The 26,548-nt window shown below is 64.8% G+C and carries 32 protein-coding genes; 14 read left to right on the top strand and 18 right to left on the bottom strand.

The features are described from left to right. Complete coding sequence (locus AC5ZH6_RS02435; protein ID WP_094601673.1) at positions 1–417, bottom strand: CoA-binding protein; 417 nt, start codon at positions 415–417, stop codon at positions 1–3. A gap of 72 nt (positions 418–489) precedes the next feature. On the opposite strand from AC5ZH6_RS02435, the gene AC5ZH6_RS02430 reads away from it, so the two are divergent. Together AC5ZH6_RS02430 and AC5ZH6_RS02425 are read left to right on the top strand one after the other, a co-directional pair. Beyond that, positions 490–1,737, top strand: a complete 1,248-nt coding sequence (locus tag AC5ZH6_RS02430; protein ID WP_288337355.1) for an alpha/beta hydrolase family protein — start codon at positions 490–492, stop codon at positions 1,735–1,737. Beyond that, the gene (locus tag AC5ZH6_RS02425; RefSeq protein ID WP_288337354.1) at positions 1,737–2,630 is read left to right on the top strand and encodes an SDR family NAD(P)-dependent oxidoreductase; all 894 of its coding nucleotides are present in this window, start codon (positions 1,737–1,739) and stop codon (positions 2,628–2,630) included. Before AC5ZH6_RS02430 ends, AC5ZH6_RS02425 begins: the two co-directional genes overlap by 1 nt. Positions 2,631–2,663: 33 nt before the next feature. Here AC5ZH6_RS02425 and AC5ZH6_RS02420 read toward each other — a convergent pair whose 3' ends face one another. Then, on the bottom strand, positions 2,664–3,299 hold the full coding sequence (locus tag AC5ZH6_RS02420) for a YoaK family protein (protein ID WP_276114525.1): 636 nt from the start codon (positions 3,297–3,299) through the stop codon (positions 2,664–2,666). A gap of 407 nt (positions 3,300–3,706) precedes the next feature. On the opposite strand from AC5ZH6_RS02420, the gene AC5ZH6_RS02415 reads away from it, so the two are divergent. The 6 genes from AC5ZH6_RS02415 to AC5ZH6_RS02390 all read left to right on the top strand — a co-directional run bounded on the left by AC5ZH6_RS02415 (position 3,707) and on the right by AC5ZH6_RS02390 (position 7,064). Beyond that, a complete protein-coding gene (locus tag AC5ZH6_RS02415) occupies positions 3,707–4,081 on the top strand; it encodes a hypothetical protein (protein ID WP_496168377.1) in 375 nt (124 codons plus the stop codon). Beyond that, positions 4,078–4,257: a hypothetical protein gene (locus tag AC5ZH6_RS02410; protein WP_496168376.1), complete on the top strand. Its 180-nt coding sequence runs from the start codon at positions 4,078–4,080 to the stop codon at positions 4,255–4,257. Before AC5ZH6_RS02415 ends, AC5ZH6_RS02410 begins: the two co-directional genes overlap by 4 nt. After that, the gene (locus AC5ZH6_RS02405; RefSeq protein WP_496168374.1) at positions 4,254–4,796 is read left to right on the top strand and encodes an antirestriction protein ArdA; all 543 of its coding nucleotides are present in this window, start codon (positions 4,254–4,256) and stop codon (positions 4,794–4,796) included. Before AC5ZH6_RS02410 ends, AC5ZH6_RS02405 begins: the two co-directional genes overlap by 4 nt. Before the next feature lie 522 nt (positions 4,797–5,318). Then, positions 5,319–5,558, top strand: coding sequence for a helix-turn-helix domain-containing protein (locus tag AC5ZH6_RS02400; protein WP_496168372.1), 240 nt, complete (start codon positions 5,319–5,321; stop codon positions 5,556–5,558). A gap of 40 nt (positions 5,559–5,598) precedes the next feature. Continuing rightward, positions 5,599–6,621 (top strand): J domain-containing protein, encoded by a 1,023-nt coding sequence (locus AC5ZH6_RS02395; RefSeq protein WP_496168371.1) that lies wholly within the window; start codon positions 5,599–5,601, stop codon positions 6,619–6,621. 38 nt (positions 6,622–6,659) lie between these two features. After that, complete coding sequence (locus AC5ZH6_RS02390) at positions 6,660–7,064, top strand: hypothetical protein (protein WP_496168370.1); 405 nt, start codon at positions 6,660–6,662, stop codon at positions 7,062–7,064. A 201-nt stretch (positions 7,065–7,265) separates the two neighbouring features. Here AC5ZH6_RS02390 and AC5ZH6_RS02385 read toward each other — a convergent pair whose 3' ends face one another. Further along, positions 7,266–8,180: a hypothetical protein gene (locus AC5ZH6_RS02385; protein ID WP_496168369.1), complete on the bottom strand. Its 915-nt coding sequence runs from the start codon at positions 8,178–8,180 to the stop codon at positions 7,266–7,268. Positions 8,181–8,501: 321 nt separating this feature from the next. Further along, positions 8,502–9,062 (bottom strand): recombinase family protein, encoded by a 561-nt coding sequence (locus tag AC5ZH6_RS02380; protein ID WP_496168367.1) that lies wholly within the window; start codon positions 9,060–9,062, stop codon positions 8,502–8,504. Positions 9,063–9,273: 211 nt separating this feature from the next. Between AC5ZH6_RS02380 and AC5ZH6_RS02375 the strand changes: the two genes are divergently transcribed. From AC5ZH6_RS02375 to AC5ZH6_RS02360, 4 genes are all read left to right on the top strand, one after another. Next, on the top strand, positions 9,274–9,612 hold the full coding sequence (locus AC5ZH6_RS02375) for a hypothetical protein (RefSeq protein ID WP_496168365.1): 339 nt from the start codon (positions 9,274–9,276) through the stop codon (positions 9,610–9,612). Positions 9,613–9,727: 115 nt separating this feature from the next. Further along, complete coding sequence (locus AC5ZH6_RS02370; protein ID WP_496168364.1) at positions 9,728–10,939, top strand: adenine-specific methyltransferase EcoRI family protein; 1,212 nt, start codon at positions 9,728–9,730, stop codon at positions 10,937–10,939. Next, on the top strand, positions 10,939–12,123 hold the full coding sequence (locus tag AC5ZH6_RS02365; RefSeq protein ID WP_496168363.1) for a GmrSD restriction endonuclease domain-containing protein: 1,185 nt from the start codon (positions 10,939–10,941) through the stop codon (positions 12,121–12,123). The genes AC5ZH6_RS02370 and AC5ZH6_RS02365 overlap by 1 nt, the downstream gene beginning before the upstream one ends. Positions 12,124–12,330: 207 nt before the next feature. Next, positions 12,331–12,771, top strand: coding sequence for a hypothetical protein (locus AC5ZH6_RS02360; protein WP_496168361.1), 441 nt, complete (start codon positions 12,331–12,333; stop codon positions 12,769–12,771). Between the two features lie 11 nt (positions 12,772–12,782). Here AC5ZH6_RS02360 and AC5ZH6_RS02355 read toward each other — a convergent pair whose 3' ends face one another. From AC5ZH6_RS02355 to AC5ZH6_RS02320, 8 genes are all read right to left on the bottom strand, one after another. Further along, positions 12,783–12,917, bottom strand: coding sequence for a hypothetical protein (locus AC5ZH6_RS02355; protein ID WP_496168360.1), 135 nt, complete (start codon positions 12,915–12,917; stop codon positions 12,783–12,785). 140 nt (positions 12,918–13,057) lie between these two features. After that, entirely contained in the window at positions 13,058–13,393 is a 336-nt protein-coding gene (locus tag AC5ZH6_RS02350; RefSeq protein ID WP_496168358.1) for a hypothetical protein, read from the bottom strand. A gap of 68 nt (positions 13,394–13,461) precedes the next feature. After that, positions 13,462–14,604, bottom strand: a complete 1,143-nt coding sequence (locus tag AC5ZH6_RS02345) for a hypothetical protein (protein ID WP_496168357.1) — start codon at positions 14,602–14,604, stop codon at positions 13,462–13,464. Further along, positions 14,597–15,259 carry a hypothetical protein gene (locus AC5ZH6_RS02340; protein WP_496168355.1) on the bottom strand — a complete coding sequence of 221 codons (663 nt, stop codon included), beginning with the start codon at positions 15,257–15,259 and terminating at the stop codon, positions 14,597–14,599. Before AC5ZH6_RS02340 ends, AC5ZH6_RS02345 begins: the two co-directional genes overlap by 8 nt. Next, the gene (locus AC5ZH6_RS02335; protein WP_496168353.1) at positions 15,256–15,540 is read right to left on the bottom strand and encodes a DUF3040 domain-containing protein; all 285 of its coding nucleotides are present in this window, start codon (positions 15,538–15,540) and stop codon (positions 15,256–15,258) included. The genes AC5ZH6_RS02340 and AC5ZH6_RS02335 overlap by 4 nt, the downstream gene beginning before the upstream one ends. Then, positions 15,537–15,788 carry a hypothetical protein gene (locus AC5ZH6_RS02330; protein WP_496168352.1) on the bottom strand — a complete coding sequence of 84 codons (252 nt, stop codon included), beginning with the start codon at positions 15,786–15,788 and terminating at the stop codon, positions 15,537–15,539. The genes AC5ZH6_RS02335 and AC5ZH6_RS02330 overlap by 4 nt, the downstream gene beginning before the upstream one ends. Then, positions 15,785–16,471 (bottom strand): hypothetical protein, encoded by a 687-nt coding sequence (locus AC5ZH6_RS02325; protein WP_496168350.1) that lies wholly within the window; start codon positions 16,469–16,471, stop codon positions 15,785–15,787. Before AC5ZH6_RS02325 ends, AC5ZH6_RS02330 begins: the two co-directional genes overlap by 4 nt. A 2-nt stretch (positions 16,472–16,473) precedes the next feature. After that, positions 16,474–16,680, bottom strand: coding sequence for a hypothetical protein (locus AC5ZH6_RS02320; RefSeq protein ID WP_496168348.1), 207 nt, complete (start codon positions 16,678–16,680; stop codon positions 16,474–16,476). 123 nt (positions 16,681–16,803) lie between these two features. Between AC5ZH6_RS02320 and AC5ZH6_RS02315 the strand changes: the two genes are divergently transcribed. Both AC5ZH6_RS02315 and AC5ZH6_RS02310 read left to right on the top strand, forming a co-directional pair. Continuing rightward, positions 16,804–17,049: a hypothetical protein gene (locus tag AC5ZH6_RS02315; protein ID WP_496168346.1), complete on the top strand. Its 246-nt coding sequence runs from the start codon at positions 16,804–16,806 to the stop codon at positions 17,047–17,049. Beyond that, positions 17,034–18,482, top strand: coding sequence for a type IV secretory system conjugative DNA transfer family protein (locus AC5ZH6_RS02310; protein ID WP_496168345.1), 1,449 nt, complete (start codon positions 17,034–17,036; stop codon positions 18,480–18,482). Before AC5ZH6_RS02315 ends, AC5ZH6_RS02310 begins: the two co-directional genes overlap by 16 nt. Positions 18,483–18,559: 77 nt before the next feature. Here the strand turns inward: AC5ZH6_RS02310 and AC5ZH6_RS02305 are convergent, their stop codons facing one another. From AC5ZH6_RS02305 to AC5ZH6_RS02280, 6 genes are all read right to left on the bottom strand, one after another. Continuing rightward, entirely contained in the window at positions 18,560–19,003 is a 444-nt protein-coding gene (locus tag AC5ZH6_RS02305; protein WP_496168344.1) for a hypothetical protein, read from the bottom strand. A gap of 24 nt (positions 19,004–19,027) precedes the next feature. After that, entirely contained in the window at positions 19,028–19,273 is a 246-nt protein-coding gene (locus AC5ZH6_RS02300; RefSeq protein ID WP_496168342.1) for a hypothetical protein, read from the bottom strand. Between the two features lie 20 nt (positions 19,274–19,293). Then, positions 19,294–21,234, bottom strand: a complete 1,941-nt coding sequence (locus tag AC5ZH6_RS02295; protein ID WP_496168340.1) for a hypothetical protein — start codon at positions 21,232–21,234, stop codon at positions 19,294–19,296. Between the two features lie 1,717 nt (positions 21,235–22,951). Next, positions 22,952–23,230, bottom strand: coding sequence for a hypothetical protein (locus AC5ZH6_RS02290; RefSeq protein WP_168547771.1), 279 nt, complete (start codon positions 23,228–23,230; stop codon positions 22,952–22,954). Next, positions 23,227–25,263, bottom strand: coding sequence for a DUF5906 domain-containing protein (locus AC5ZH6_RS02285; RefSeq protein ID WP_496168338.1), 2,037 nt, complete (start codon positions 25,261–25,263; stop codon positions 23,227–23,229). The genes AC5ZH6_RS02290 and AC5ZH6_RS02285 overlap by 4 nt, the downstream gene beginning before the upstream one ends. Before the next feature lie 78 nt (positions 25,264–25,341). Next, the gene (locus tag AC5ZH6_RS02280; protein ID WP_496168337.1) at positions 25,342–25,527 is read right to left on the bottom strand and encodes a helix-turn-helix domain-containing protein; all 186 of its coding nucleotides are present in this window, start codon (positions 25,525–25,527) and stop codon (positions 25,342–25,344) included. Positions 25,528–26,548: the final 1,021 nt, after the last annotated feature.

The raw sequence follows: 26,548 nt of genomic DNA, 5'->3' as shown, positions 1-26,548 counted from the left end.
TCAGGCGCCCACGGTGATCCCGGTGCGGCGCTGCTCGATGATGAGGCAACGGTCCTCGACGTAGAGCAGGCCGGCCGACTCGGCGATCTCCCGGGCCTCCTGTGAAGCGATACCCAACTGCAGCCAGAGTGCGGTGGCGCCGGCGGCCACGGCCTGCCGGGCGATCTCCGGGGTGTCGGCGGACGGGCGGAAGACGTCGACGAGACCGATTTGTTCGGGCACGTCGGCCAGCGTCGGGTACACCTGCTCCCCGACGATCTCGGTGGCGGTGGGATTGACCGGGATGATCCGCCATCCCTTCGACTTCATGTACTCCGGAACCTCGTTGGCGGCCTTGGTCGGATTGGCACTGGCCCCGACCACCGTGATGGTGTCGTAGGTACGCAGGATCTGTTCGACGACCTCATCGGTGCTCATGGCGCCAGTTTAGGGCGTTTCGCCCCGGCGCCGAACGTAAGCTGTGATCCGGGGGCGGAGAAGGAGCGGTAGATGCAGCTGACCCACCCGATCCATCAGGCATTCTCGCGTGGTTTCTATTCCGATTCAGGCCGCGACTACGCGGTCCGACTGTTGCTCGGCTACTGCACATCCGGGGGCGCCGACGCCGGGGAGGTTCTCGCGACCATCGACGGCCTCGACTCCGGGCACGAGCAGGCGTGGGCCGATGCCTGGCTGTCGGTGGGCCGTCGGGTGGCCGGCTCTGCGCGCGACTCGTTTGCCCACGGGCATCGAGTGAGTGCCGCATCGGCGTATCTGCGTGCGGCGAACTATCTCTCGACCGCCTTCGACGGCCTCGACGGGCTGGGTACCGAGACGCAACGGATGACGGTGTTCGCCGAACACCGCGCCGCGTGGGACGGCTTCGTCGGCGCCGGCTCCTTTGCGGCACAACGCCTTTCCATCCCCTATGACGAAACCACCATGCCCGGCTGGTTGGTGCGGCCCGCCGACGACGATCGGCCCCGCCCGACACTGGTTCTGGTGAACGGGAGCGACGGGTCGATCTCGGCTCTGTGGTGCGCGGCCGGACAGCCCGCCCTCACCCGCGGGTACAACGTCGTGCTGTTCGACGGCCCGGGGCAGCAGTCGATGCTGTTCGAAAAATCGGTGCTGTTCCGCCCCGATTGGGAGGCGGTGCTGACCCCGGTCACCGACACCGTCATCGGGCAGCCGGGCGTGGATGCGCAACGCCTTGCGGTGTACGGGATTTCGCAGGCCGGTTTCTGGGTGCCGCAGGCGTTGTCGGTGGAGCACCGTTATCGGGCGGCCGTGGTCGATCCCGGGGTGGTCGATGTGTCGGCGTCGTGGACGACGCACCTGCCGAAATCGTTGGTGGGCATGCTCGACGATTCGTCGAAGGCGAAGCGATTCAATCAGGAGATGGCCCTCGGGCTCACCGGACAGAAAGCAACCCAACGCATGTGGGCATGGCGGGCACGACCTTATGGGCACAACGGGCAGTACTTCGACACGATGCGCGAGGTCATGCGCTACCGCCTAGACGCCGATGCGGCCGCCGCGATCACCACCCCGATGTTGATCACCGCCCCCGAACACGAGCAGTTCTGGCCCGGGCAATCGGCCCGGCTGGCTGCGATGCTGACCGGAACGTCGTCGACCGTCGTCGATTTCACCGCCGCCGAGGGCGCCAGTTGGCACTGCCAGCCGATGGGCCGGGCGGTGACCGCCGAGCGGATGTTCGACTGGCTCGACGACGCTCTCGAGGTGAGTGCGTGATGGCGGGACGTCGGGGAAAGCGGGATCCGTTCGCGGGCCTCGATCTCGCGTCGCTGAACGGGACACGTGCGGTGGTCACCGGCGCCACCAACGGATTGGGGTTGGCCACGGCGCGCGCACTCGCCCGCGCGGGTGCCTCGGTGATCCTGCCCGCCCGTGACGTCGAGTTGGGGCGCCGCCGTGCCGACGAGTTCGGCGGCGACTGTTCGGTGGTTCGGCTCGACCTCGCGGATCTGTCGTCGGTGCGCGACTGCGCGGCATCCATCGAGGGGCCCATCGACTTCCTCGTCAACAACGCCGGCATGTTCCCGCACACGCACTCCCAGACCGTCGACGGATTCGAACTCGGCATCGGCACCAATTTCCTCGGCCCGTTCGCTTTCACCAATCTCCTTCTCGCACAGGTCCGTCGGCGCATCGTGTGTGTCGCGTCCGACGCGCACAAGGCCGCGCGGATCGACCCGGACGATCTCAACTACTCCGGCGCGTCGTGGAGCCCACCGCGCGCCTATGCCCGATCCAAGCTCGCGGTGATGTTGTGGGGTCTGGAGCTCGACCGGCGTTTGCGCACAACGGGTTCGCCGATCGAGACGATGTTGACCACGCCCGGCTGGGTGGCGTCCAACATCTCCAACAAACCGCACCTCGGACTGGCGCATCGCATCGTCCGCGGCGGTGCCGAACTGTTCGCCAACGACCTCGACGCCGGTGCCGCCACCACGATCTACTGCCTCACCCAGCCGATCGCGACCGGAAGCTACGTCGGCGTCGACGGCATCGGCGCGCTGCGCGGCCGGCCGGTGCTGTTCGGCCGCTCCGCCACGGCCTGCGATTTCACGCTCGCCAGCCGGCTTTGGGAGGCGGCCGAAAGGCTCACGGGGACGGGGTTCTGAGATCTGCCGGCATTCGGGACTTGTCGGTGTCAGCTACTCGGCGTCTGTCGGGGTGAGTACCGAGCGTCGCCGCACGATCGTGGTCACCGACGTGGCCAGCAGGAGTCCGCCCGCAGCGATCCAGAGCACCGCGTCGGGGATGCGAGTGTACGCGTATGCACCGGCAATGGCTCCGGCGGACAACGCAATCCACATCGCCAGGTAACGCAGCCACGCGGTGCGGGACCCACCGAAGAAGCCGTCCACCAGCCGTTGCCCGGCCTTGACCAGGGTTCCGGTCATGTAGGTCAACCCGATCGACACCTCGCCTCCGCGCTGAAACGTGGCGTTGAGCACGCCCATCGCCACCGAGATCACCAGGATCGCAGGCACTCCGACACCGAGCGATTGAGCGAGGGCGGAGCAACCGACGATCCCCGTGGTCGCCCACAACACCACCACTCTGCCGTGCGCGAAGCGTGACAGCACCGACCCGGCGACGACGCCGAAGAAGAACAGCCCGATCAGCCCGGCGGCCCGCCCGGCCTGCACCCAGTCACCGGAGGCGGCATTCGCGGCCGCCCTGGTGGTGTTGCCGCTCATGAAGGACACGAAGAAGCCACCGAGATGCAGGAAGCCGACGGCATCGAGGTAGCCGGCGATCGCCGCCAACACCATTGCCAGCGCCAGTTCCCGCCTGCGTATCGAGTGCACTCGCGGATTGTGGCACAGACGTGCGGGATGCAGCCCGCCACGAGGCGAGATGTAGCAGAAGGTCACGCCAGGGGCGAACGTTCTGCTACAACGTGCCGATTCGACGACGAACTCTTGGCGGAAGCGGAGGGATTTGAACCCCCGGTGGTTTTACCCACGCTCGCTTTCAAGGCGAGTGCATCGAGCATTTCACCAGGTCAGAGTTTCTCCGAAGAGTAATGGTCAAGTGACGTTTCTGCGGGTTTGATCAGGGATGACACGGAATGTGTCAACTCTGTGTCAACCCCTCCAGTGCGCGCCGGCCGATGGCAGGCGCGCACGTGCACCGGTGGCGCAGCCACCGGCAACTCTCCCCTTGAACACCCACATTCGAGGGAGACAACATGACCAGCACGCTTACTGACCCGTGGATCGAACGACAGATCCGCGCCGGCCATCTGACCCCCGGCGCCCGCGGCATGACCCGCGAGGAGGCTGCTCGGCAGTACAACCAGACCAACGCGCTTACGCCCGAGGACGACGACTACACCTACACGCCCGGCCAGGCCCAGACCCTTGCCCGCGACGCGTTGGCCATGATCGACATCGACGTACCGGACGGCACCCGCATCCTGCTCACCGACGCCGTGGCCGGCTCGCGGTGCACCTATTACCTACTCAACCCCGGCCAGATCGAGGCCGCCGTCGAGCAGCACAGGCTCATCACCGGCGAGGCGATCTCCGCCGACGCATTAATCGAGAGCTTGCCGTGGGAATGACCACCGCTGCGGCCGAGACCCTCATCGCCCGCGCCTGGGACCGCGCCACTGGCCTGACTGGCGATCATCCTCTCGTGCAGGCGATTTGGACGCTGGAGGACGCCCTCGACCACAACACCACCGACCCTGGCCACGCTGCTGCCCGTGTCGAATCACTGATCGGAGAGCTGCCATGACTACCACGACCAGCGAATTGCGTTGCTACATAGCGTGTCTCGCCTGCTATAACGCCGGTACGCTGCGTGGCGACTGGTACGACGCCACGATGGCCCGCGACGTCACGCCCCGCGAGATCCACGGTGGCCGCGACACCTCGCATGAGGAACTGTGGATTCTCGACCTGGACGGCGACTGGCCAGTCAACCGCGAGATGTCACCCCACGAGGCCACAGAGTGGGCCGAGTGCCTCGACGAGGTCGACGAGCACCAGCGGCCCGCGCTGGCCGCCTGGGTGCGCAGCGGCTCGTACACCGCCCAGGGTGACAGCGATTACCCCGTGGTCTCCGACTTCGAAGAGGCGTACTGCGGCGAGTGGGAGTCATTCAGGGACTACGCGTTCAACCTCGCCGACGACATCGACCTGTTCGACGGCCTCGACGAGGACCACGTCGCCGTCAGGTACTTCGGCTGGGACAGCTGGATCAGGGACTTGGAGATGGACCACAGCGTGGCGCCCGACGGTCACGGTGGCGTCTTCGTCTTTCGATCCCTCTAGACAACCGGCGCACTGACCTGCGCGCTCTCGACCACGACCCCGGCATCCACGTGGTGCCGGGGTCATCTCATTCGACCAACTGATCACAGTTGTGATGTGTGACACACATCTTGGTCGCATGTGATAGGGTATGCGGCGGATCATAACTACACGAGGTGCCGCATCTGCCGAGCACCTCGAATCCGCTTCTCGCGCAGCTCTTTTCGCTGTCACATATCCCTGTTAGAAACAGTCTGCAACCACGCAACGGACCCGTTTGCGCACGTCACACACAGTTCAGACTTCTCGCAGGAGGTAATTGATTCATCGCATCCGTGTCGTCCGGCTGACCGACATCTGTCACCCCAGCCGCCTCATGCCGTCATGGATATTCCATACTCAGTGTGTCGCTAGCGACACATCATCCACCACGAGACAGCACCAAGGGAGACATGCAGGAGCACAAGGGACGGCACGTGGGACGATGGTCGGGTGCCAGTGCCCGACGATCGCCTCACCCCGCATCAGCGGAGGGAGCGCGCCGTGCGTAGGGAGGCACTGGCCAAGGCGATCATCGCCGCCCGCGAGAAGGCCGGCCTGAACCAGAGCCAGCTGGCACAAGCGAGCGGACTGTCCAGGTCGGCGATTGTCCGACTCGAAAAGGGCGAGGCGAGCGTTTCCAGCGATCGGCTGTGGGATCTGGCCCGAGCACTCGGCACCCGCCCGAGCGCCCTGCTGGCCGCCGCCGAGGCCGACGACGCCGCAGCCCAGACGCTCGACTGAGCAGCCCCTGCATGTCCTCCTCCAACTGAGGGGACGCACCATGCCACACATCGACCTGTACGCGATCTATCAACTCGACAGGCGTCAGCCGCCTGAAGCTCTGGCAGCCCAACTCACCGCACAGATCAACGCCACCGATCCGCGAGATCAGCTGTCGCGCAGCCGGATCGACACGGCACGGGCCATCCTGGGCGACCCGGCCCGCCGCGCCCGCTACGACGCCGCGCTCGCCGATCCAAACGCGCCGACCCTCGACGAAAGTGCCCTTGCAGCGATCGCCGGGCGACCGGCCCCGGCCCCAGCCCGGTCCGGCCTGGCCGGCGCGTTTGCCGGTCGGCAAGTCCGCATTCTCAGCGCGGTGACTGCGGCCCTGGCCGTGATCCTGGTCGTCGGCATCACCGCAGTCGCATGTAGCGGTGGGAACGACTCGACGCCCACCGCGTCGAACGGCTCTGCCAACCAGTCCACCGGGTCCGCGTCGGGAAACTCCGAGTGCCAGCCAGACAACAACACAAGGCTTCACCTGGCCCAGTGGAGGGCGTCACGATCAACGACGCCGTCCCGCGTCGTCGTGCTCCAAAAAAAGATCGACCTCCCCGGGCAGTACCCCTTCACCGACCGCATCTCTGACGGTAGCTACTCGCGGCTCGGACCGGACTTTCAGCTCGGCTTCCGTGGACTCACCCAGTACCAGGACAAATCGATCGCCGTTTTTCAGGGTCCCGACGTCGACAACCTGCAGACCACCTCGGCCCACGTGACCACGATCAGCCCAGAGGGCGCGATCCTCGGAACGAACGTCTACACCATCACCAACCGTCCGCCGGCCGGATTCGATCTGGCACGGGAGACGTCCAGCGGTTACTTCCGCATGGCTGGGGCAAACGGGGTGACCATTCCCGCCGGTGCCACCGGAACCGAGAACGGCCAAGCCTACGCCGACCAGATCCTCCCGGACGCCTTCGAGAACACGACCGTCTGGGTCGTGATGAAGGGCGAAGGCAGCGCTGTGTACAAGGCCACGCTGTACGGCGCCCCCAACGCCTCCGCGTGCTCCAACTGACCACCCTTGCAACAGACCTGGACCGAAAGGATCACTCCATGACCACTCGACTCACTCTCAAGCGCACCGTCGCCGGTGCCGCGATCACCGTCTCGGCGCTGGCCGGCACCCTGGGCATCTCCGTGGCCACCGGTGCCGGTGAAGCCTCCGCCGCGGTCGACAGCGGCAGGTACATCTGGACCACGACCAAGACACTCACCGGCGCACGCGGCGCCTACCCGGTGACGATCCGCGGCAACGTCCTCACCGTCGACCTGCCCGGCACGATCATCGGTGCGTCGAAACATGCTCGTCTTCACTCGACCCGATCCGGCGCGTGGATGGATTACGGCGGAAATCGATACACCTTCTCCCGCAAAGGAAATCGATATGTCGGGCAAGAGTTGTTGCTGACGATCGACGGCGCGGTGGTTGGCACGACCTCGCTGACCCCCCGCCGCTGAACTGACCACCACAAGAGATCCCCGGCGCCACCACGGCACCGGGGATCTGTCGTCTGATCGGCGTCCGCAAGCCGGTCGCCCACCGAGACACTCAGGGAGCCGCCGGCCGCTGGCGGGCCGCCCAGGTCGCGCCGTCTCATAAGACCCGTACGATGGCAAACCTCACCGAGCACCGATGAACGTGACACCGCACCGCAGGGATCATCGCTGAGGTTGCGGGTCCTCCGAGAAATCCACAGTTACGTTGGCGGACAAGTGGTCGATGCCCCAGCGCACCCACTCACACGCCTCGTTGAGACCTTCCCACGTTGTCGCCGGCATGGAGTGCTCCTCACCGAGGCGGTCGAGCACCGTATCGCGATTCAGTCCCCAGAGCGCACAAAGCTGACTGCTCGCCGCGATGCACACATCCATCGCGAAGCAGAAGTTTCGCAGTGTCGCGCACCACGTGTAGTTCGTGCCCTTCTGCTCTTGGATCACCGCGAGTGTCAGCCACGTCGCATTTCCGTGCGTGGGCCGGCTCAGCTCCTCATACGCCAAAGCATGCGGAAAGTGCATCTCTATCAGGTCTCGGTTGCTCTTGCTTGAAGGCTGCTTCTGGACTTCACGAAACGTCGGTCTCGTCCTGGCATGCCACTTCTTCCAGTTTTCGATCAACTGCGTCGCTCCGGCATCATTCGATGACTTGTACTCCCTGTGACTCGACTCGAACAGGTTGCGCATCCGAAGAACACGCGCCTTCCAGCCGATTTCCGGATCGGCGAGATACATGGCCTTTGACGCATGCTCGGCCGCGGTTCGCGCCAGCGCAGCGGATCCGATATGCATCGGATGATCCTTCCGAACCAGGTCGCAACAAGACAGCAACGCGTCACCAGCGGAGATCACGTAGAACTTCGCCAGCCGATGAGCCGTGAGCAGTGGACCCTCAACGTCATCTTTGCTGCCGATCTCGGCGTCGATCGCGTCCATCGACTCGACTCCGGGCTCGCGATAGAGCGAGCTGAAGTTGGCTGCGACCAACCCGAAGTATGCAACCTCTTGACCTACGCCCGTTGCGATGTCGGCGAACTCGCGAATGCTCGCAAGCGAATAGGGAAAGCTCTCGTCGATCATCGAATCAGCGTAAGAGCGCGCTACCCTGAGTGCCCGCCATTCTTGGAGTGTTCCCGACTCCGGGCATCACTGACTACCATCACCGCATGCCCACCGGGCCCAAGCACTAAAACACTTCGAGCTCAACGGAAGCTCCTATGCAGAAGACTGCCGTTGCATGGTCGGTGAGGATCACGAGGAAGGCGAGGATACCCCCTAGGCGAGGCCCTCAGCCCCTGGGATGCAGAGGAGATCTGGCTGTCCAGCGGTATGGACGAAAACTACGACTTCCGCTGACTCACCTGGATGCACCGCAATAGCGGACGGGCGACGCCAGTGCCGTTACTTCTGCCCCTCCAGCATCCGATAGATGGTCGGCCTCGACACTCCGTGCACTCTGGCCAGCCCCGCCACCGTCTCGCCATTGGCATGTGCCCGCCGGATCGCCGCGGTCTGCTCAGCGTCGAACTTCTTGGGCGCACCGCCCAGATTCCCGCCCCGCTTGCGGATCAGCGCCCGCTTGGCCTCGGCGCGCTCGGCCTTGAGCGACACCTCGTACTCCGCGACCAAGCTCAAGATCCCGATCACCATCTGTCCGGTATCGGTGCCCGAGTCCAGCCCCTCGGTCAGCGAGCGCACCACGATGCCCCGCTCCTTGAGTTCCTTGATCGTCGAGAGCATCTGCAAGGCGTCGCGGCCCAGCCGGTCGATCTTCCACACCGTCAGCACGTCGCCTGCCTCCAGCTCGGCCAATGCCTTGGTCAGCTCCGGCCGGTCGTTGCGCCTGCCCGACATCTTCTCGGCGAAGATCGGCGCGCACCCCGATTTCTCCAACGCGGCAATCTGCTGCTCGGTCGTCTGCTTCTTGGTGCTCACGCGGGCGTAGCCGACGCTCTTGGACATACCTTAATGTTACATAGTTTCGTTACATATCGACGTGGGAAAACGCGACCGTTTTCACCAAGTAACGGAACCCAAAGGTTTCGTTACAACCTCGTGGCAATCGCGGCAACAGCAGACGCACGTTCACCCCGTGAAACCCAGACGCAGAGGCCCCTCAACCGGGGCCCGGAGACAGCTACGAAATCCTGATCCCCACGTACCGGAGGCCACCATGACCGACACCACCGCACCCATCGCCATCGACGCCGGCGAGCTGACCCTTCTCGTGGGCGCCCGCCCCGACACTCGTGCTTGCCTGGCCAATCCGGTCGATCTCTCCCACCGGGACGATGCCCACCGCACGCTCGCGGCCCTGCGCGATGACGTCATGCCTGTCCTGGTCGGCATCGAGTTCGACGATCCGCTGGACCCAAGCAATCGCATTGTGCTGGCCGGTGCCGACCTCGCCGCCGTCGAGTTCGCCACCGCGGCCGGCGACCCCATCTCGACCGGCGACGTCCTCGACCGCCTCGACGACCTGGACCACATCACCGCGACCGAGGCCGGGTGAGCACGCCCCGAGATCCCCGCGCCCTCACCGGGTGCGGGGATCTTCTTTCCTCCGGCCGGACGACACCGCCGATGTGCAGCGTCGTCGTGTCGGTCCCGTCGATTACGGTTAATCCATGACAACCGCGACCGCTAAGAACAGCAATCTCAGTGCGGCGAGGTCCACCAAGAACGATGAGTTCTACACACAGTGGGCCGACATCGAACGCGAGATGAACGCGTACCTCGACTACGACGAGGCGGTGTTCCGCGACAAGGTCGTCCTGTTGCCGTGCGACGACCCGGAGTGGAGCAACTTCGCCAAGTTCTTCGCCCTGCACTTCCACGACTACGGCCTGAAGAAACTCATCGCCACGTCGTACGCACCTGACAGCAATCCGGACCTGCCTGCGTACCAACCCACACTCTTCGAGACCGAGGCACCACAGTTCGATGAGGTCAAGACACACGCCAACGGCAAGTTGTTCGTGCTCGATCGCGACGTCAACGGCGACGGGATCGTCAACATCGACGACCTGCAGTGGGAGTACCTAAACGGCGACGGCGACTTCCGCTCGGCCGAGGTCACCGCACTGCGCGATGAAGCTGACATCGTCATCACCAACCCGCCATTCTCATTGTTTCGCGAGTTCATCCCCTGGTTGGTGGGAGGAGGGGTGCGCTTCTCAGTGATCGGATCGGGCAATGCGGTCACCTACCCTGACGTGTTCGCACTGATAAAAGACAACCTGCTCTGGAAGGGCGCCACCGGCAACAACAATGACATGGTGTTTGGTGTGCCCAAAGGTGTCGAGGTTAAGGAATCGGACCGAGCAAAAGCCGAGAAGCTGGGGTACCCCTCCGACGACAAGTACGACTACACCCGACTGGGAAATTCCTGCTGGTTCACCAACATTGAGCACGGGCGGCGACACGAGCCTCTGCAACTCATGACGATGGCTGACAACGTCAAATTCAGCCGGCACAACGACGTTCGTGGCCACGAGTATCAGAAGTATGACAACTATGACGCGATCGAAGTGCCCTACACCGACGCGATACCCAATGACTACGACGGCGTTATGGGGGTACCGATCAGCTATCTCGACAAGTACAACCCCGAGCAGTTCGAACTGCTAGGTCTCAGTGGGACGAGCACTTACCCGACCACCAAGTCGTACGGCAAGAAGGAGCGTGTCGTAGACGGTGAGCGGAAGAAGTCCAATACCGGCACCCTCGGTTGCGTGATCAGAACTGACTCGTTCGGCCCGGGCACGCACTTCGATGTTGGTTACCCGGTGAGAGGTGTGTATCGAAGGCTCTTCGTTCGCAAGAAGGCGGACGCCTGATGAAGACGACTCTCCACCAGCATTCTGTAGCAACGGTTCTCGAAGGCTTCCAGTACAACGAGTTGGAAGCCAAGGGCCTCTACGGACTTGACGGCAAGCTCACCATCCAGCCCGAGTACCAGCGCAATTACATCTACGGCGACGGCAAAAAGGACGTCGCGGTGATCCACTCTGTGCTGCAGGGTTATCCGCTCGGTCTCATCTACTTCAACGTCGCCGATGGCGGCCAGCTCGAAGTGCTCGATGGACAACAGCGCGTCACCAGCCTCGGCCGGTTCGTTACCGGGCGGTTCGCAATTCAGTGGCAGGGGCGCGAACAGACGTTCGGATCGCTACCCAAGGTTCTGCAGGACACAATCCTTGAACACACTCTGCTCATCTACGAGTGCGAGGGCACCGAGCCCGAGATCAAGAAGTGGTTCGAGACGATCAACATCGTCGGTGTGCCGCTGAACAGGCAGGAGATGCTCAACGCCATCTACTCCGGGCCGTTCGTGACCGCGGCCAAGGCCGTGTACTCGAACTCGAACAACGCCAACATGCAGAAGTGGCTGAGCTACGTCAAGGGCGACCCCAAGCGTCAGGACGTCCTGGCCACCGCGCTGTCGTGGATCGCCGGACACCAGGGCATCGACGTCGACGGCTACCTCGCCGCACACCGCCACGATTCCGACTCCACTCAACTGCAGAACTATTTCAACGAGGTCATCGCCTGGATCGACCACGTCTTCGCCCGCCCGCCTGACAAAGAAATGCGCGGTCTGGAATGGAACCGGCTCTACGAGACCTACCACCACATGCACTTCAACACCGCGGCCGTCGATGCCCGCGTCGACGAGTTGCGCGCCGATGGCGCCGTGAAGAACGACCGCGGCATCTACGAGTACGTCCTGACCGAGCTCGCACCCGGCGTGGACCCGAAGCTGCAGCTTCTCGACATCCGGCTGTTCGAGCCGAGTGTCAAGAAAGCCGCTTACGGCCAACAGACCGCCGCTGCCAAAGCCGCTGATCTATCCAACTGCTCAGTGTGCGCGAGCGTGGCCAACGCGAACCAGAAACGCATCTACAAGCTCGCCGAGATGGAGGCCGACCATGTTTCCGCCTGGTCACGCGGCGGAGCCTCCGACCTGGCCAACTGCGAGATGCTGTGCCTGTTGCACAACCGCGCCAAGGGCAACAAATAGCGTATGACCAGCAGACGAGTACCCGCAGGCAAATTCCCGTGCCGAACAGGAAAGCACGTCTGGCACGAGACGTCCCAGTGCCCGGATGCACCCGCCCGGACATCACGTAGTGTCCGTTCACCACAACGCCCACCGCAGACCTCTCGCGAGCGGGCGCTCGTATGGGCGAATCCACCTGACGCATGGCCCCTGCCGGGTAGCGAAACCGTGTCCACCGTGATCGTCGGGACACTGTTCGACAAGAACACGCCGTACTCCCTTGCCGCCGACGAACTCCTCAACCGACTCCCGTTGGCCCGCAAGTTGTCACGAAAGGCAGGCAGCCACTGGCTGTGCAGGATGCTTGACAGCACCACCGAGGCGCTGTCGCCCGGTACCTACACCGACGCCCTCCGTAAGGACGTGCGCGCAGGCTTGCAGGCAGCGGGTATGGCGTCGTTCGCGGCCGCCGCCATCGGAGAAGTCGCCGGCCAGCTCGCGGACAAGGCCGCCGCGATCGCGTTCGGCCCGACTTCAATCGGTGACACCCTGCGTGTCATAAACCTTCTGGTGTGCCCAGACATCACGAGCTGCCCTGCGCAGAAGAACGTCCGCAAGAGCTTGATGAAACCCGCGGTCGAGCAGTCGATCGAGGATCTGGCCACCTGATCTCACCACCGCTACTTTAGGTCCACGTGCTCCAGCCCACCACGATCCACCGCGAGTCGATCGGGCTGGCCGTGCAGGTCAACGATCACCAGTTCTTGATCCCCAAGGACATCCACGACCCGTCCGTCCACGTCGAGCTCGATCACGCGTACCCGGCCACCAACCCGGAATCTCGCCCGCTCACTCGCCATAACGATCCACTTCTACCATCTCGGCGAACGCGCTCCGCGCCCCAGCACAAGACCCCCGTCACCAGTGGTGACGGGGGTCTTGTGCTCTCTCTCGGCTACTTCAAGTAGCCCACGTTGTTGTCGCCGATCATCACCGCGATGCCATCGGACCGACCGTCGCCGTCGACGTCGTAACCCTCCAGCTGAGCGCCTTGCACCGGGACCCCGGCCACCACGAGACGACCGTCGGCCACGGTGGCCGGCACCGACCCGATGGCGGCGGGGAACAAGCCCGGTCCCGGCAGCGGGCTGTACACGCTCAGCGTGTACGCGCCATCGGCCACCGGCAGGACGGCAGCGCCGGTGTCGGCACTGGCCAGACCGGCACCGAGGGCGAGACCGGCCCCGGCGAGAGCGGTGACGGCGGCGGTACGAATTGCGTTCTTGTTCATGGGATTGCCTTCTTTCGTGTGTGTTTGATCTGGTGTGCGTCCGGACCGGATGGATGACGACGACCTACTTACTTGCTCGGGACCGCGCTACTCGACGCCGACGCATCACCTCCCTCCGGCTCTGCCTCGACGAGATGGACCAGCACCGCCGAATTACCCATGACTGCAACCGCTTCGGACGGTTCACCGGCCACGCCCTGGATCGCCGTCACGCTGGCTTGCCCATCGACCAGGCCCATCGCATCGGCCGGCACCTTGCCGGACGCTGCATACACGCCGGGCTCTCCCGGCTCGCACGACCCCGCGCCGCCGGTGTCGCCACCGGCCCAGACCCTGTCGCCGGTCACGGCGATCGCGTCGCCGTCAACGACGATGTCGGCCTTGTGGAAACCGGGGCGTTCGATCTCGGCCTTCCGCTCGGCGCGGGTCAACGGCACCGTGACGTAGACGCCCCACGACGTTTTGGTGAGTTGCAGAAGGGATACCTTGCCGCTGGCCCCGTCGGCGTTGGGGGCCGTCGCGCTGATGAATCCGGACGGCAGCGGGACCGCCGAGATCACGTCGAGCTTGAGTTTCGGGTCCCGTGACCCGGTGGCCATCGCGGCTGCCAGACTGCCCACGCAGGTATCGATCGCGGTGTCGGCAGCCTCGCCACGGACTTCGGATGACTTGGCCACGACCGACGAACTCGCAGCGGCGTACTGGCTCTGACCAGCGGCCTTCACATCGTCGATCGTGTTCTGACCGCCCACGCCGTGCAGGGCAAACGCGACTCCACCGACGATGACCGCGACGGCGGCCACGGCGCCGCCGGCGAGCATGATCTTGGCCCGGCGATTGAGCATCGGCGCGCCGGCCTCAGCGTGCGGAGCAACGTCACCGATCTCGACCGGCTCGGCGAACGCGGTCGCGTCGGCCATCGACGGGGTCGGTGTCGGCGGTGCGTCGTCGACCACGACATCGTCGAGATCCACATCGTCCTCGACCGGCGCCGGTGCCGGTGCCCGCTCCCGCACCGGCTCGGCGTCCATCGGCTCGGCGGCGGGCACCTCGTCCGCGGCATTGAAACCGATCTCGTCGGTCTCGACCGCATCGTCGAACTCGTCGTCGACGTACTCCTCAACGATCTCTACGTCGTCTCCGAGCCCACTCGGATCGATCACGTTGCCGAACTCATCGACATACTCGATCTGATCGTGGTTGTCAAACATCGGTGCTCTCCTTCTTCACGACCACCCGACGCACGACCTTCTTGGGGGCGACCACGGGCGCGGCCACCGGCCGCGGTGCCGGTGCCGGCTGCATCGGGACCGGTGCGGGTGCCGGTGTCACCTGCGTGGCTGGGGCCGTCGTCGGATCAACCACGACGCCCTTGCGCTTGAGCCCTGCGAGGATGCTCGGAAGCAGGCTCGGGAACACCACCAGAGCGCCGACCATCGCGGCCGCGCCGCCGGCGATGAACAGGTTGCTGAAAATACCCAGCGCGGCGGCGACCGCGGCCCGGAGCAGCAAGAATGCGATGGCATACAGGGCCGACACCAGAACCAGGACAGGCATATTCGCTTTCGCAATCGCGGAACGATACTCACCCGCGATCTGGCTGACCACGCCCTTCGTCACGGCAAAATCGTCATCGCCGCCGGTACCGGCCCGCGTCGGCATCGCGATGCGACCGCCGCCATACGACAACCGGATCATCATCACGATCATCATCGACAAGCCGCTCGCGGCCATCTCCGCGTTGGGGCCTTGGGCCACCGACCACGCGATCGCACCCGCACCGCCGAACAGGAGCAGCGTCGCGACGATACGCAGGATTTCGCCCGTGCCACTCTGGACATGGATATTGATTCGTTCGTCACTCACTTCAATTCCTCACTTCCGTTGTCTCGCTTGCTCTTTGAAACCGCCGGCACCACGATGGCCGCGATGCCGGCGACCGTCGCCGCCGCGCCGGCCACTCGCCAGGCCCCGCCCCAGAGGATGCCGAGGATGATCAGGGCAATGCCGGCCAGCGCGGCCAGCGCGATCACCAGGCCGAGCAGGGCGCCGCCGAGCGAGGTCGGTTCGACCTGCTCGACCGGCGTGGTCGTCGGTAGTTCGGGCTCACCGTGCAAGCGGGTGTAAATCTCTCTCGTACAAGTCATTTCGCGTCCTCTGGTTGTTCTGTCGGCACACCCCATCGGGAGTGCATTCCCAGCCGGCCCGCCGCCCGGCGCCGTGCGCGCTCGGCTTCGGCCGCGTCGGCGAGCACCTGATCGATGACTGGGTCTGGGTTCGTCAGCGCGTGATTGACCAGCGCACGGATGATCACTGAGGCCGGTGCTCGGTAGGTAGCAGCGGCCTGACGGACCCTCTGCTCGTCGACCCCCTCGAACGGCACTGCGATCTTCATTTCGTCTCCTCTGTCATCCAGGTCTTGATTCGGGTCCAGATCGTCACGTGGCTCTCCGGGTCGAGAGCGACCTTCCGAGAGTCCGGTGTCGCTTTGAATGAGCCGTCTTTGCGGCGCGGGTCTCGGATCGCCGCGTTCCGCGGCACCCCGGCCCAACCCCATGCCCGGATCATCACTGCCACCGTGGCCAGCGCGATCACCACCTGCCATGTCGCCCAAGCACCCCACGGACCGATCTGGACCAGATCGGTCGGGAAGTGCCGGGTGAACCGGAGGCTCACGCCGAGCGGGAGATCCAGCGTCCAGGCGGCCACCGCGCCGGTCCCTGCCGCCACGGCCCATGGCCAGGCCCACAGCCGGCCGATCTTCGGCGACACCTGCCACAGGGCCCTGTAGCCGCCGTAGCCCACGACTGCACCGACGCCGCCGACGATCCCGCCGATGATGCAGGCACCCATGTAAGTCACCGCCTTGATCGGCGACCGCCCCTCGCCCAACATGACTCGACGCAGCAACGTCGCGGTGACTTCGTCTTGGGCGACAGCGGCGGTCAGGCCATGTTCGTCCCGCTGGCCACGGCGATCTGCGCGGGCCAGTAGCTCGGCGCGACGACGGGCACTCGTGCCCGGCCGCGAGTGCGCCGTCACCCACGCCGACCGCTCGCGCTCCCATCGGGATGCCATCGTTACTTGCCGCCGTCCGAGAGGCAGTAATCGAGCTGTGCTGCACTGGCAATCGGTAGGCACGATTCGATCTGATGTCGTTGATCCCCGGCCTTCGTCTCGCCGATTTCCATCCCGATGAATACGCCGATAACGACGAAGATCAACGCGACGATCACCATTCCGAACGTGCGGGCGCTGATCAAACGGCCTTTCTTCTCCCGCGCCATGGTTTCTCCCTTCTATACCCCCGGTGGGTATCTTCCGTAGTTGCCACCACGGTACCCCCAAGGGGTATTGTGGTCAACACGGAAAGTACACCTGACCTGCGGATATGTAAGGACCGATACCGAATGAACAAACTCGATGCCCGCCAATTGGTGCCCCTGACCAGCGAGGAGTTGAATCAGCTCAAAACAGATTCCATTACTCAAGAAATAACGCCGGGACTGTATGCCCGAGCGCTTTTGAGCCATGCGATGAACACGATGACACCGGCGGAAATCGCCGATGCTGTCGCCACCGCGAAAGACGAGGCGGCCGCCCGGCTCAGCGCCGGCGCCCGTGAGGCCGTGGCCAACCGATGGGGGAAGAAGTGATGTCCCAGAAGACCATTCGCCGTGTGATCGACTCCCCGTATGCCGGTCTGGTAAATGAAAAGCCGTTCGATCACGACCAAAAACACCTTCTGATCAGCGGAAGGACCGGCTCAGGAAAATCGAGAACCACAATTTGCCCCGCCATCCTGCGGTGGAACCGGCGCCCGGTGGTGGCCGTCTCCTGCAAGAGTGACGTCGCCGAACTGACGGCGGCGATCCGGGCCCGCCACGGCACGGTGTACCTGATGGACTTGTCCGGCAAGGTGCCCGACGACTCGACCATCGGCGTCAAGACGATCCGCGTCTCCAGCGACCCGACCCTCGGCATCATCTCCGACGACACCGCGCTCGACGTCGCGAACCTCTTGCTCGATGTCGGCGACCTCGGCACCGGGGACGGATCGAGCGGCGGCGGCAACGACAAGGTCTGGAAAACACTGGCCCGCAGACCATTAGCAGCGATCCTACGGGCCAGCGCGTCGTACAAAGATCCCGAGACCGAGCAGGTGGTGCCCGGCGGCGGGATCAACTGGGCGCTGACCGCCGGCGACGTCATGGGCAAGCCCGCCGAAGACGGGAACGTCGACTACTCCGCGCCCTCATGGGTTACCGCGGCGGCCCGCTGCCATGTCACCGGTTCTCGGCACGGACAAATGCTGATGAACGCGATGGACATGGACCCCGGCCAGAGAGATTCGATCCGGTTGAACATCTACAACGCGTTGAGCACATGGTCACGCGATGAAGTGGCCCGGCCCGCCGGCGACACCGTGCCGTTCCATCCGTCGATGCTCGAAGACCCCGGGGCCACCCTGTACATCATCAGCCCCGACAGCGGCGACGCCGCACCGGCAGCCACCGCAGCCATGACCGCCATCGTCGAGCACTGGCGGCGAAACAAGTTGCCGCACTTGCTCGCCGTGATCGACGAGCTGCCCTCGACGTGCCCCCTGCCCAAGCTGGCCAACTGGGTGGGCACTCTGCGCGGAGAAGGGGTGCGCATCGTAGTGGCCGTCCAGGCGACATCACAGTTCTCGCCCCGGTGGGGCCGCGATGGGCTGCAGATCTTGCGGGATCTGTTCCCCGCGACGCTGATCCTGCCCGGCGCTCCCGAACCCGAGATTCTCGACCAGGCCATCTGGATGACGCCCAGCAGCGAGAGACTCACCGCCAGTGTCGATGCCGCGGGCAACGTGTCGCACGCCCACGGCGCAGCCGCGGCCATCACCAAGGCCGACCTGGTGCCGCCAGCCGGATACGGCAGGCTGCTCATCCTCGGCCAAATGGGCCAGTTGGTCCGCCTGCCCGACATCGCGCAAACGAACCTGCTCGACGCACGGCCCACCGCGGCACCGGCCCCCGCCGCCCGGCCGGCCCAACCGCAGGGCAGGCCGGGACTGCGCGACCGCGTGGTCAAGTGGGCCACCGAGTAGGGCAGGCCAACAACAGACACCCCCCGCAGGTTCGCCCTGCGGGGGGTGTCTTGTTCTCGACCGGACGACGCGGGTTCTCACATTCTCTGTCCCTGCCCCGCCTTCTGCTTGCGCTCGGCGCGCTCGCGGTCGGACTGTGCCGCACGACGGTTCATGTCCTTCACTTCCTGAACGCGACGTTCCATCGTGGCCGACCGCACCCGGTCGGCCTGCGCGGTCTTCCCCTCGCGCCGGCCCGCACCCGTGGCCGGCCGGTGGCCGGTCTGGGCGGGGGTGCCCTGCTGGCCGGTCTTCTCCTGGCGGCGTCGCTCGGCATCGGCCTTGATCTGCTCGGCGCGCTTCTCCCTACCTTCCTTGGCCATCCGGCGCACGGTGACCCGGCGCCTGGCTTCTTTCGCTTCGGCGGTGCCCGCACCGCCTGATCTCTGGATCGCCTGCTCGTCACCGGCCGCGATCGCGGCCTCGACACGGCGCACACGGCGCTGATCGAGGTGCCGCTGCGCATCCTCTTCGTTACTCATCGTTCTGTCCCTTCGTGTTGTTGTTCATCGGATCTCAGATTCCAACTCCGCGGCCCGTCGCCGCAGCCGTAACGCTTTCCGTTCCAGCTCGTCGGCCTCCGCTTCGATCAGCATCTGCGGATAGGTGCCGGCCGTTCTCGGATCGGGTTGCCGGCTGGCCACTGCGCGCCGTTCCAGATCCAGGGCGTCGTCACGCAACCCGTCGATCTGGTTGAACAGGGCCTCGTACCGGGCGTTCGGGTCCGGCAACCCAGCGTTGATCAAACTCATAGTTCACCTCCTCTCGACTCTCATCGGGACTGCCCGCGTCGTTGGCCCTGCCGGTCCGTCTGCGTGGCCGTGGGCAGTGAAGCCTTGAACTTCTGGTCCAGTTCCGCTCGGCGCGCCTGCGCCTGACCTCGCGTGGTCGCCAGTGCCTTGTCGGTCGGCACCACGCCGTACTTTTCGAGGAATTTCGCCCGCGCCCGCTCATCAGCGATGTCGGCCAGCGACCGTCGCTTACCGGATTTCGTCGGGAGGGTTGTCTCTTCGAGAGCCTGCTCCCGAAGATGGGAGAACTGATCCTTGTTGGCCGCAATGTCGGCGATCGCTTCGTCGTACCGCTGTCGAGCCTCCTCGGCCTCACGCACCTTTTCCACGACGCGGTCGGCGCGGTCGGCCAAACTCCGGGCGCGGTCGGTGATGTACTCGACGCCCTCCTTCTGGCCCAAGGGATGTTTCGCATACATCGCCTGGATCTCCTCGACAGGTCGCCCGCCGCCATCGACGACATCGCGGGCGTGCTCCATCGCGACGACCACTTCCGTGACCCGCGTGTCGACCACAGCTCGGTCAACCGCCATCTGGGCACGTTCGGCCGCCAGGGCGTTGGCTTGCTCGCTCAGCACGGCCTCGCGGTCGGCCCGCTCCTCCTCGATCCGCTGGCGCTGCACCTGGATGTCGGCAGCGGCCGTCTCACGGGCGTGGGTGGCCTCCTGCTGCGCGGCGTCGACGATCTCCGCGGCCTCGCGCCGGCCCTCCGACCGACCCTCCGACCGACCCTTGCTCATTCCGCGCCGGTAACCGCGCCCCATCTGCGCGGCCTCCTCGGCCTCAGCCCGCTCGCGAACCTTCGCGGCATCGGCCTCGGCCTCGCGCTGGATCTGGTCGGCCAGGAGCTCGGCCTCTGTCGTGGTCCGCGCCGCGACCGCCACAGCCCGCACGGCGACACCATCGAGAACGGTCTGGTGTTGATCGAGCTCCGCCGCCGCGACAGTCAAGGAAACATCCGTCTCGTCGAGCGCGGCCCGCTCGGCCTCAAGGATCAAGCCCTCGTTTGCCCAGTCCTTGAAGTCCTCATGTTCGAGCTTGCGGTCGTGGCGCAGCTCGTCGCGCTCCAACTCGACTTGGTGCCCGCGCTCGACCAGAAACGCTTTGAGCTCTCTGTGATAGCGAGAGAACTTCCGTTTGTTGCCCTCTCGGACCATCTTCGGCGTGCCGTCCGCGTTAAAGATCGCCTTGCCCTCGTCGGTCGCGGCCGGCACCAGGCGGTCGCTGCGGTGCGACCCGAACGCCCGGCTGTAGCCGCTTTCCATCTTCTCGGCATCCTTCTTCGTCGGAGCCTCGTAATGCGCGTCCTCAAGCGTCTGCATGTGCGGGCGATGCTCGTCAAACTGAATCGAGTAACCATGGATGCCCTTCTGCCCGTCGGGCAGAGTCGAAGCATCGAACTCCAAGCAGTCCTCGAAGTACCGCATCGCCGCTTCTTCCATGCCGGGAATCACCCGATAGCGCGGCAGGAGGACGGGATCGCCGGCGGCGTCGACTCGGGGGGTGCCGTCGCGGTGACGCGGCTGATACTGCGTGCCGTCCTCCTCGACGTAGCTCCACGGCAAATGATGAATCCGCGTGACCGCGAACCGCTCGCCGGTCTTGATGCCCTTGCGCACGCGCTCCTCGCGAGCGTCGCCGTAGGCGACAACCTCGTCGACCGACCTCGTCGTCCGGAAGCCGCCCTCGCCGTCGTTGACCATGTCAACGTTCAAGTACGTCTGCGCGATATTCACGGCCGGATTCTGGGCTGCGTAAAACCTCACGGCCGCATCACCCGCGGTCTTGCGCTGCGCCTCCATCGTGAGGTTCCGGCGCGACTTCGAATGGCCTTCAGCGGAACCCGATTCGCTCCGATGGCCATCGATGTCCATCGAGGCGCGACCCGTGCGCTTCGCGCCGGATGCGTTCGCTGCGCTCACGACTCGCCCTCCTTCGTCGGCCGATCGAACAGAAGATCCCCGCCTGCGGCGGGACCCGCGCCCCGTCGCCGTGGGGCCCCGGCCATGCTCGCTGCGCTCGCCGGCCCGCCCACGCCGCCGTGACACGGACGGGACACCCGCACCGAGGTCGATACCCGGGGGGCCATCATCGGCGGGGACCCCTGGCCCCACCGATGATACCCCTACCCCCTATGGGTATCAAGCCTCGGCACCGGGTGTCCAAGGCGCCATTGGACACCCGGTCGGTCGGGCTTCGCCCTCCCTCCCTGCTCGCTGCGCTCGGGTGTCCCTGTCGTCCTGCCGGAGGCAAGCGGGCAAAACAAAAAGACCAGGTCAGCGGCTTCGCCGCCGACCAGAGACACCCCTCCGGCCAACACTCGCTCGCTCGCGTCGTCCGGACCGGTGCCCCACGGGCCATCCCAGAGCGCCTACCCAGCGCTCCGTGACGGCCAAAATCACTACCCCCTCAACACAACTCGACTCGCGAACGTAAAACCCCAGGTCAGATTGCTTAGGGCCCCCTAAGTCGAAGAGTCGACCTGGGAAAACGCCCGTGTCCACCCCCAAAATGGACGCACCCCGTGTTTTTCGATTTTCGGCCTGTTTTCCCAGGTCGGACACGGGGCGCCGGGATACCAGCGACAATTCTCGACGGCCCCTCGCCGAGAGGCCGGAATCCGATGTCTCGGCCCACCCGCAGCCCCCGGATCACCCGATCCAGGGGCCAGATCACGACGGCGGATCACCGCGACCCCTGGCATCCCCGGACGCCTACGGCGCCGGGTATGCCACTCGGCTGCACCGCCGCCTACGGCGTCGGCTGGCCTCGTGGGGCCGACACAGGTGTGGTCTCGGGCGTACCCCGCCGGCGGGATCGGGCAGGCGCGCCAGCGCGCCGGCCACCCGCCACCCGGACGGCGATGGCTGGTGCCAGGAGCCGGTCCGGCGACGGTGATCGACCACCCCGGCACGGTCGGAGCGGACGCCGGATGAGGGGATGAAATGGCCCCCACGGGCAAGGCGCGGCACGCCCCGGGTGACCGCGTGTGCACCGGTGTGTGCCGTGCGCGGCCCCGTGCGGGCCGGTGTCGTCGAGGACGGCCAGCTCATCGGACCGCCCGTAAAACCATTACCCCCGTGGACAACTCACCGTCTCAGGACGCAACTTCGCCGCTTCATCACCCCCGATCGGCTGCCTTATCGCCTTCGATTGACGGCGTACTTGAGGCATTAACGTGGCACTTTTGCGGCTGAGGTAACCCTTGGGCCTCCGATTGACGGCCTTGCAGCGTCACAACACGGCCCATGTGGAGGCCATGTTGCGGCTTAGGGCACCCTACGACGCAAGATCGCCGCATGATCGCCTCCGATAGCGGCTCAATTCGCCGCTCCATCGCCTCTGATTGGAGGCTGAGGGCACCCTTCGGACGCAAGCAGGAGGCGTTGTCGAGGCGTTGTCGCCTCCGATCGGAGGCTGAGGGTGACCTTCCGACGCAATATTGCGGCGTTGTCGAGGCGTTGTCGCCTCCGGTAACGGCCCGTTTCGCCGCCACAACGCCTCTGATGGAGGCTCTCGGTTACCGAAAGGCTCTGGAGCGCAATGGAAAACACCCCCGCACCGGGCCGGTGCGGGGGTGTTTCGTGCAGTGTTCGTCCGATGGTCCTCAGACAAGATGAGATGACATGAGGATGCAGATCAGCCGTCGCCCTCGGGTTGCCGCGGGACACCGGCACCGTCGAGATCGACGCCGGCGATGAGGTTCTCATCGGTGTTCCGGTGACGCAGCACCTCGATACCGCGATCGTTCAGCGCGGCCGCAACGACGCCGGTGGTGGCCATGTGCTGCGCCCAGAAGGCCGCTACCGATGGGTCCGCTGCCGGATCACCCGACGCGGCCAAGCGAAGCTCGCGCCTGAACTCCTCGGGGCCCAACGATCCCTTTCGGCTTTGCCCTCGGCGCTGTTGGCGATTCATGGTTCGTTCCTTCCTGTTCCTTGGCCGACACTGAACTCCGGCGGGATGGCACCGCTCCGGTCGAGCCACGCCGCAAACGAGTTGATCTCGGCCGCAGTGATCGGCGATGCCGTGAACGCAACGTCCTCGGGGGCCTCAACTCGCGGCAGCAATGTCGGGGACATCGTCGGCAACGGCGGCAGATCCCGCACCAAACACGACGTTCGCGGTGGCAGCGGGATCGACCTCGGCGACCGAGCGGCGCAGGGGACAACGCTGTGCCGACCCCACCGCGCAACACGCTCATCACCGGCTACCTGCTCGTAGTAGGACGTGCTGACACCGGTATCACGCTCTTCCATCCAGGATCGGCCGAGATCGCCGAACGCCTCATCGACCAGAGGTGCGCCGACGCCGGACCACGAGGTCATCGACTTCTGCTTGCGCTCCCGACGGCCACCGGTATGACGCTCCTCGCGCCATACACCGCCCTTGAGCGCCTCCTCGACCAAGCGGTCGCTGAAGTTGCGGAGCGACTCAACGGCGGCCGACGTTCCCCGTTTGGCGCGGGACTCCGCCCGGTGCAAGTCGTAGAGCATCTCCAGCGGAAGATAGTCCAAGCAGCTCGCCGTGAACTGCGGCTCGACTCGCCGCCAGAAGTCAATGATCGGGTCGTTGTCCTCGCGGTAGTCCTCCAGCCCCTGCGCAACCTCGTCGGGCACGCTGAACTCGGTGATCGGCCCGATCACCTTGAGCGCTTGCCAGACAAACCATTCGCGCACTTCGGGCCGCTTCACGTAGTCGGCCTTGATCAGCGGATTCTTGACGATCTCGGTGCTGCCGTCGGACATGAACCGATTCCCGAACGGGACGATATGCAGGCGGCGCAACACAGCCTCGGTCTTGTCCTTGAACTTCGGCTTTTTGTTGATCGAGAACACCATCCCAACGAACAGCTTGACCGTGAGTGCATCCCGGTGCTTGCGGTTGATCTCGATCGGATCATGCGAGGTGGTCTGCTTAAACGCAGCCGACGACGACAGAAAAGCCCCCGTCTCGGACTCATCGCACAGATTGGCTGCCGCGTGCAGCATCGATGCCAGGGCGAAGTTCACGTCCTTGGTGCCAAATCGGTCCAACGGCACAGACGCGCACCGCAGGCCCTTCGGTCCGCCGATGACGCCACGGTGCAGCGCCAGCATCGTGCCCTTTCCGTTGTTACCGCTTTGCGAGTCGTAGAGCACCACCTTGTCGTCCGAGAACGCCCGGACCCGAAGCAGGTAGTTGTTGACCTCGTGGATCTGACGCGCCAGCTCCGGCGTCCCCATCGTCTCGAGTAGCCAGGAGTCCGGGTCCCACCAGCTGCCGTCCGGATTCTGGATCCGCGGCAACTCCGGCTCGGTCTCCGGCAGGCGCGTCCGCGCCTTGGCCATGTACACGACCTCAGGCGCGTACGGCAACCGCTCGCCCGTCGACATCCGGTAGATGCAGTCGTCCAACGGAACCAGATCAGGATCGTCGCACTGGTACCGCACCGGAGCCAGATCCCGGATCGCGGCAACCGATTCCGCGATCCACTTCGTCCCCGAGTCGTAGACCATCGAGCGCAGGAACACCGTCAGCAGGTTCGTCTCGCCCGAGCACTCTTCGTACAGACCCTCGACGTCGTCGTACACGCCGATCATCGCGGTGCTGCGCAAATCCTGCGACTCCGTAGCCGGGATGAGCGCGACATCGAGGTACAGCATCGCCACGTCCGCGGCCTGTCGCGGACGGATCATCCGCAGGGGCCGCAGCTTCTCGCCGACCTCGACGGCCCACGCCGCCGCCTCTGCGTTGCTGTGGCTCAGCACCAGCGCCGCGGCGCTGGCTGGCGACGGCAGGTCGCCGGCATTCCTCAGCTCTGCCAGCGCCCGGGCGGTTCCTCGCTTGAGCGCTTCGTCATATGTTGACGGCTCGACTGACTCCGGCACCTCCGGCTCAGGCTCGAATCCAATTTCATCACGCTCGACCGGCAGCTCGACATCATCGATCACCTCGTCATACACTGTCATTGACAAACCTTTCTCATTTGGTCGTGATGAGGTTGTTGAGCGCCGTTCCTTCGCCAGAGGGATGGCGCTCTTTCTTTCCTACGCAGCAGATGCCGGAATGCGATAGCGCCCGCCGGGCACCAGCTGTTCAGCGCCCGGAATCAGTCCAGCCTTCAAATACCGGTACACCGTCCACTTACTTCGCCGCTTCACCGCCGCGTACTCCTCGACCGTCAGCCATTCCGTCGCTGACACTGGTGTCGATTCGGTTACCACTGCTCCCATTTCTCGTCCCTCATCTCGATGCCTATCCATGCCTACAGACTCCACTAAACGCTCACGCAGCGCAACTACCTACAGCGCGAAAAGCGCAGCTCAGAGGGCGTTTCAATCGATCACGAGTAATGGAAATGCACTCACTCAAAGCCGCCTTTACAGGTCTCCATCAGCACCTTCTTCGCGGGGCGAGTATTTTCTGAACAAAGGCAAACATGTGCGATGTGACGCTCAACCAACACCACACGCCTCCGGTTGTGATTCAGAGATCCCTCGACGACCGCGTGTAGGGATGTAGGGACAGGTCTTGATCCCTACAGGTGCCCCTACAAAGAATAAACGCAGCTCACGCCGGTAATTCAGCACCCTATGTAGGGATGTAGGGACGATCGAACGAAAATGTTCATACATGCACACAGCCAGAAGATCGAGGTGTTCTCTCCTGCATTATTTTCTTGAAAAGATCCCTACATCCCTACATCCAGGCCTAAAAACATGCTTTGAGCTGGATGTTCACCGTGTAGGGGCACCTGTAGGGACAGATTTCAATCCCTACATCCCTACACGACCGCCGTCGACAACCGACCTCACCCCCGCTCCTTCCACCGCGTCTAAGGACCAACGGCCGGACGAGCTTTCGAACCAGTGGTCCTTGGACACGAAGAGGACAGGTGGCGTTGACGACGGCCACCGTCACGACCCCGTCGACGACCGCCGTCGACAACCGACCTCACCCCCGCTCCTTCCACCGCGTCTAAGGACCAACGGCCGGACGAGCTTTCGAACCAGTGGTCCTTGGACACGAAGAGGACAGGTGGCGTTGACGACGGCCACCGTCACGACCCCGTCGACGACCGCCGTCGACAACCGACCTCACCCCCGCTCCTTCCACCGCGTCTAAGGACCAACGGCCGGACGAGCTTTCGAACCAGTGGTCCTTGGACACGAAGAGGACAGGTGGCGTTGACGACGGCCACCGTCACGACCCCGTCGACGACCGCCGTCGACAACCGACCTCACCCCCGCTCCT

Source organism: Gordonia sp. YC-XJ4 (assembly GCF_059511865.1).
The sequence above is the reverse complement of the archived record's forward strand: the minus strand, read 5'-3'. Positions and strand labels throughout refer to the sequence as shown.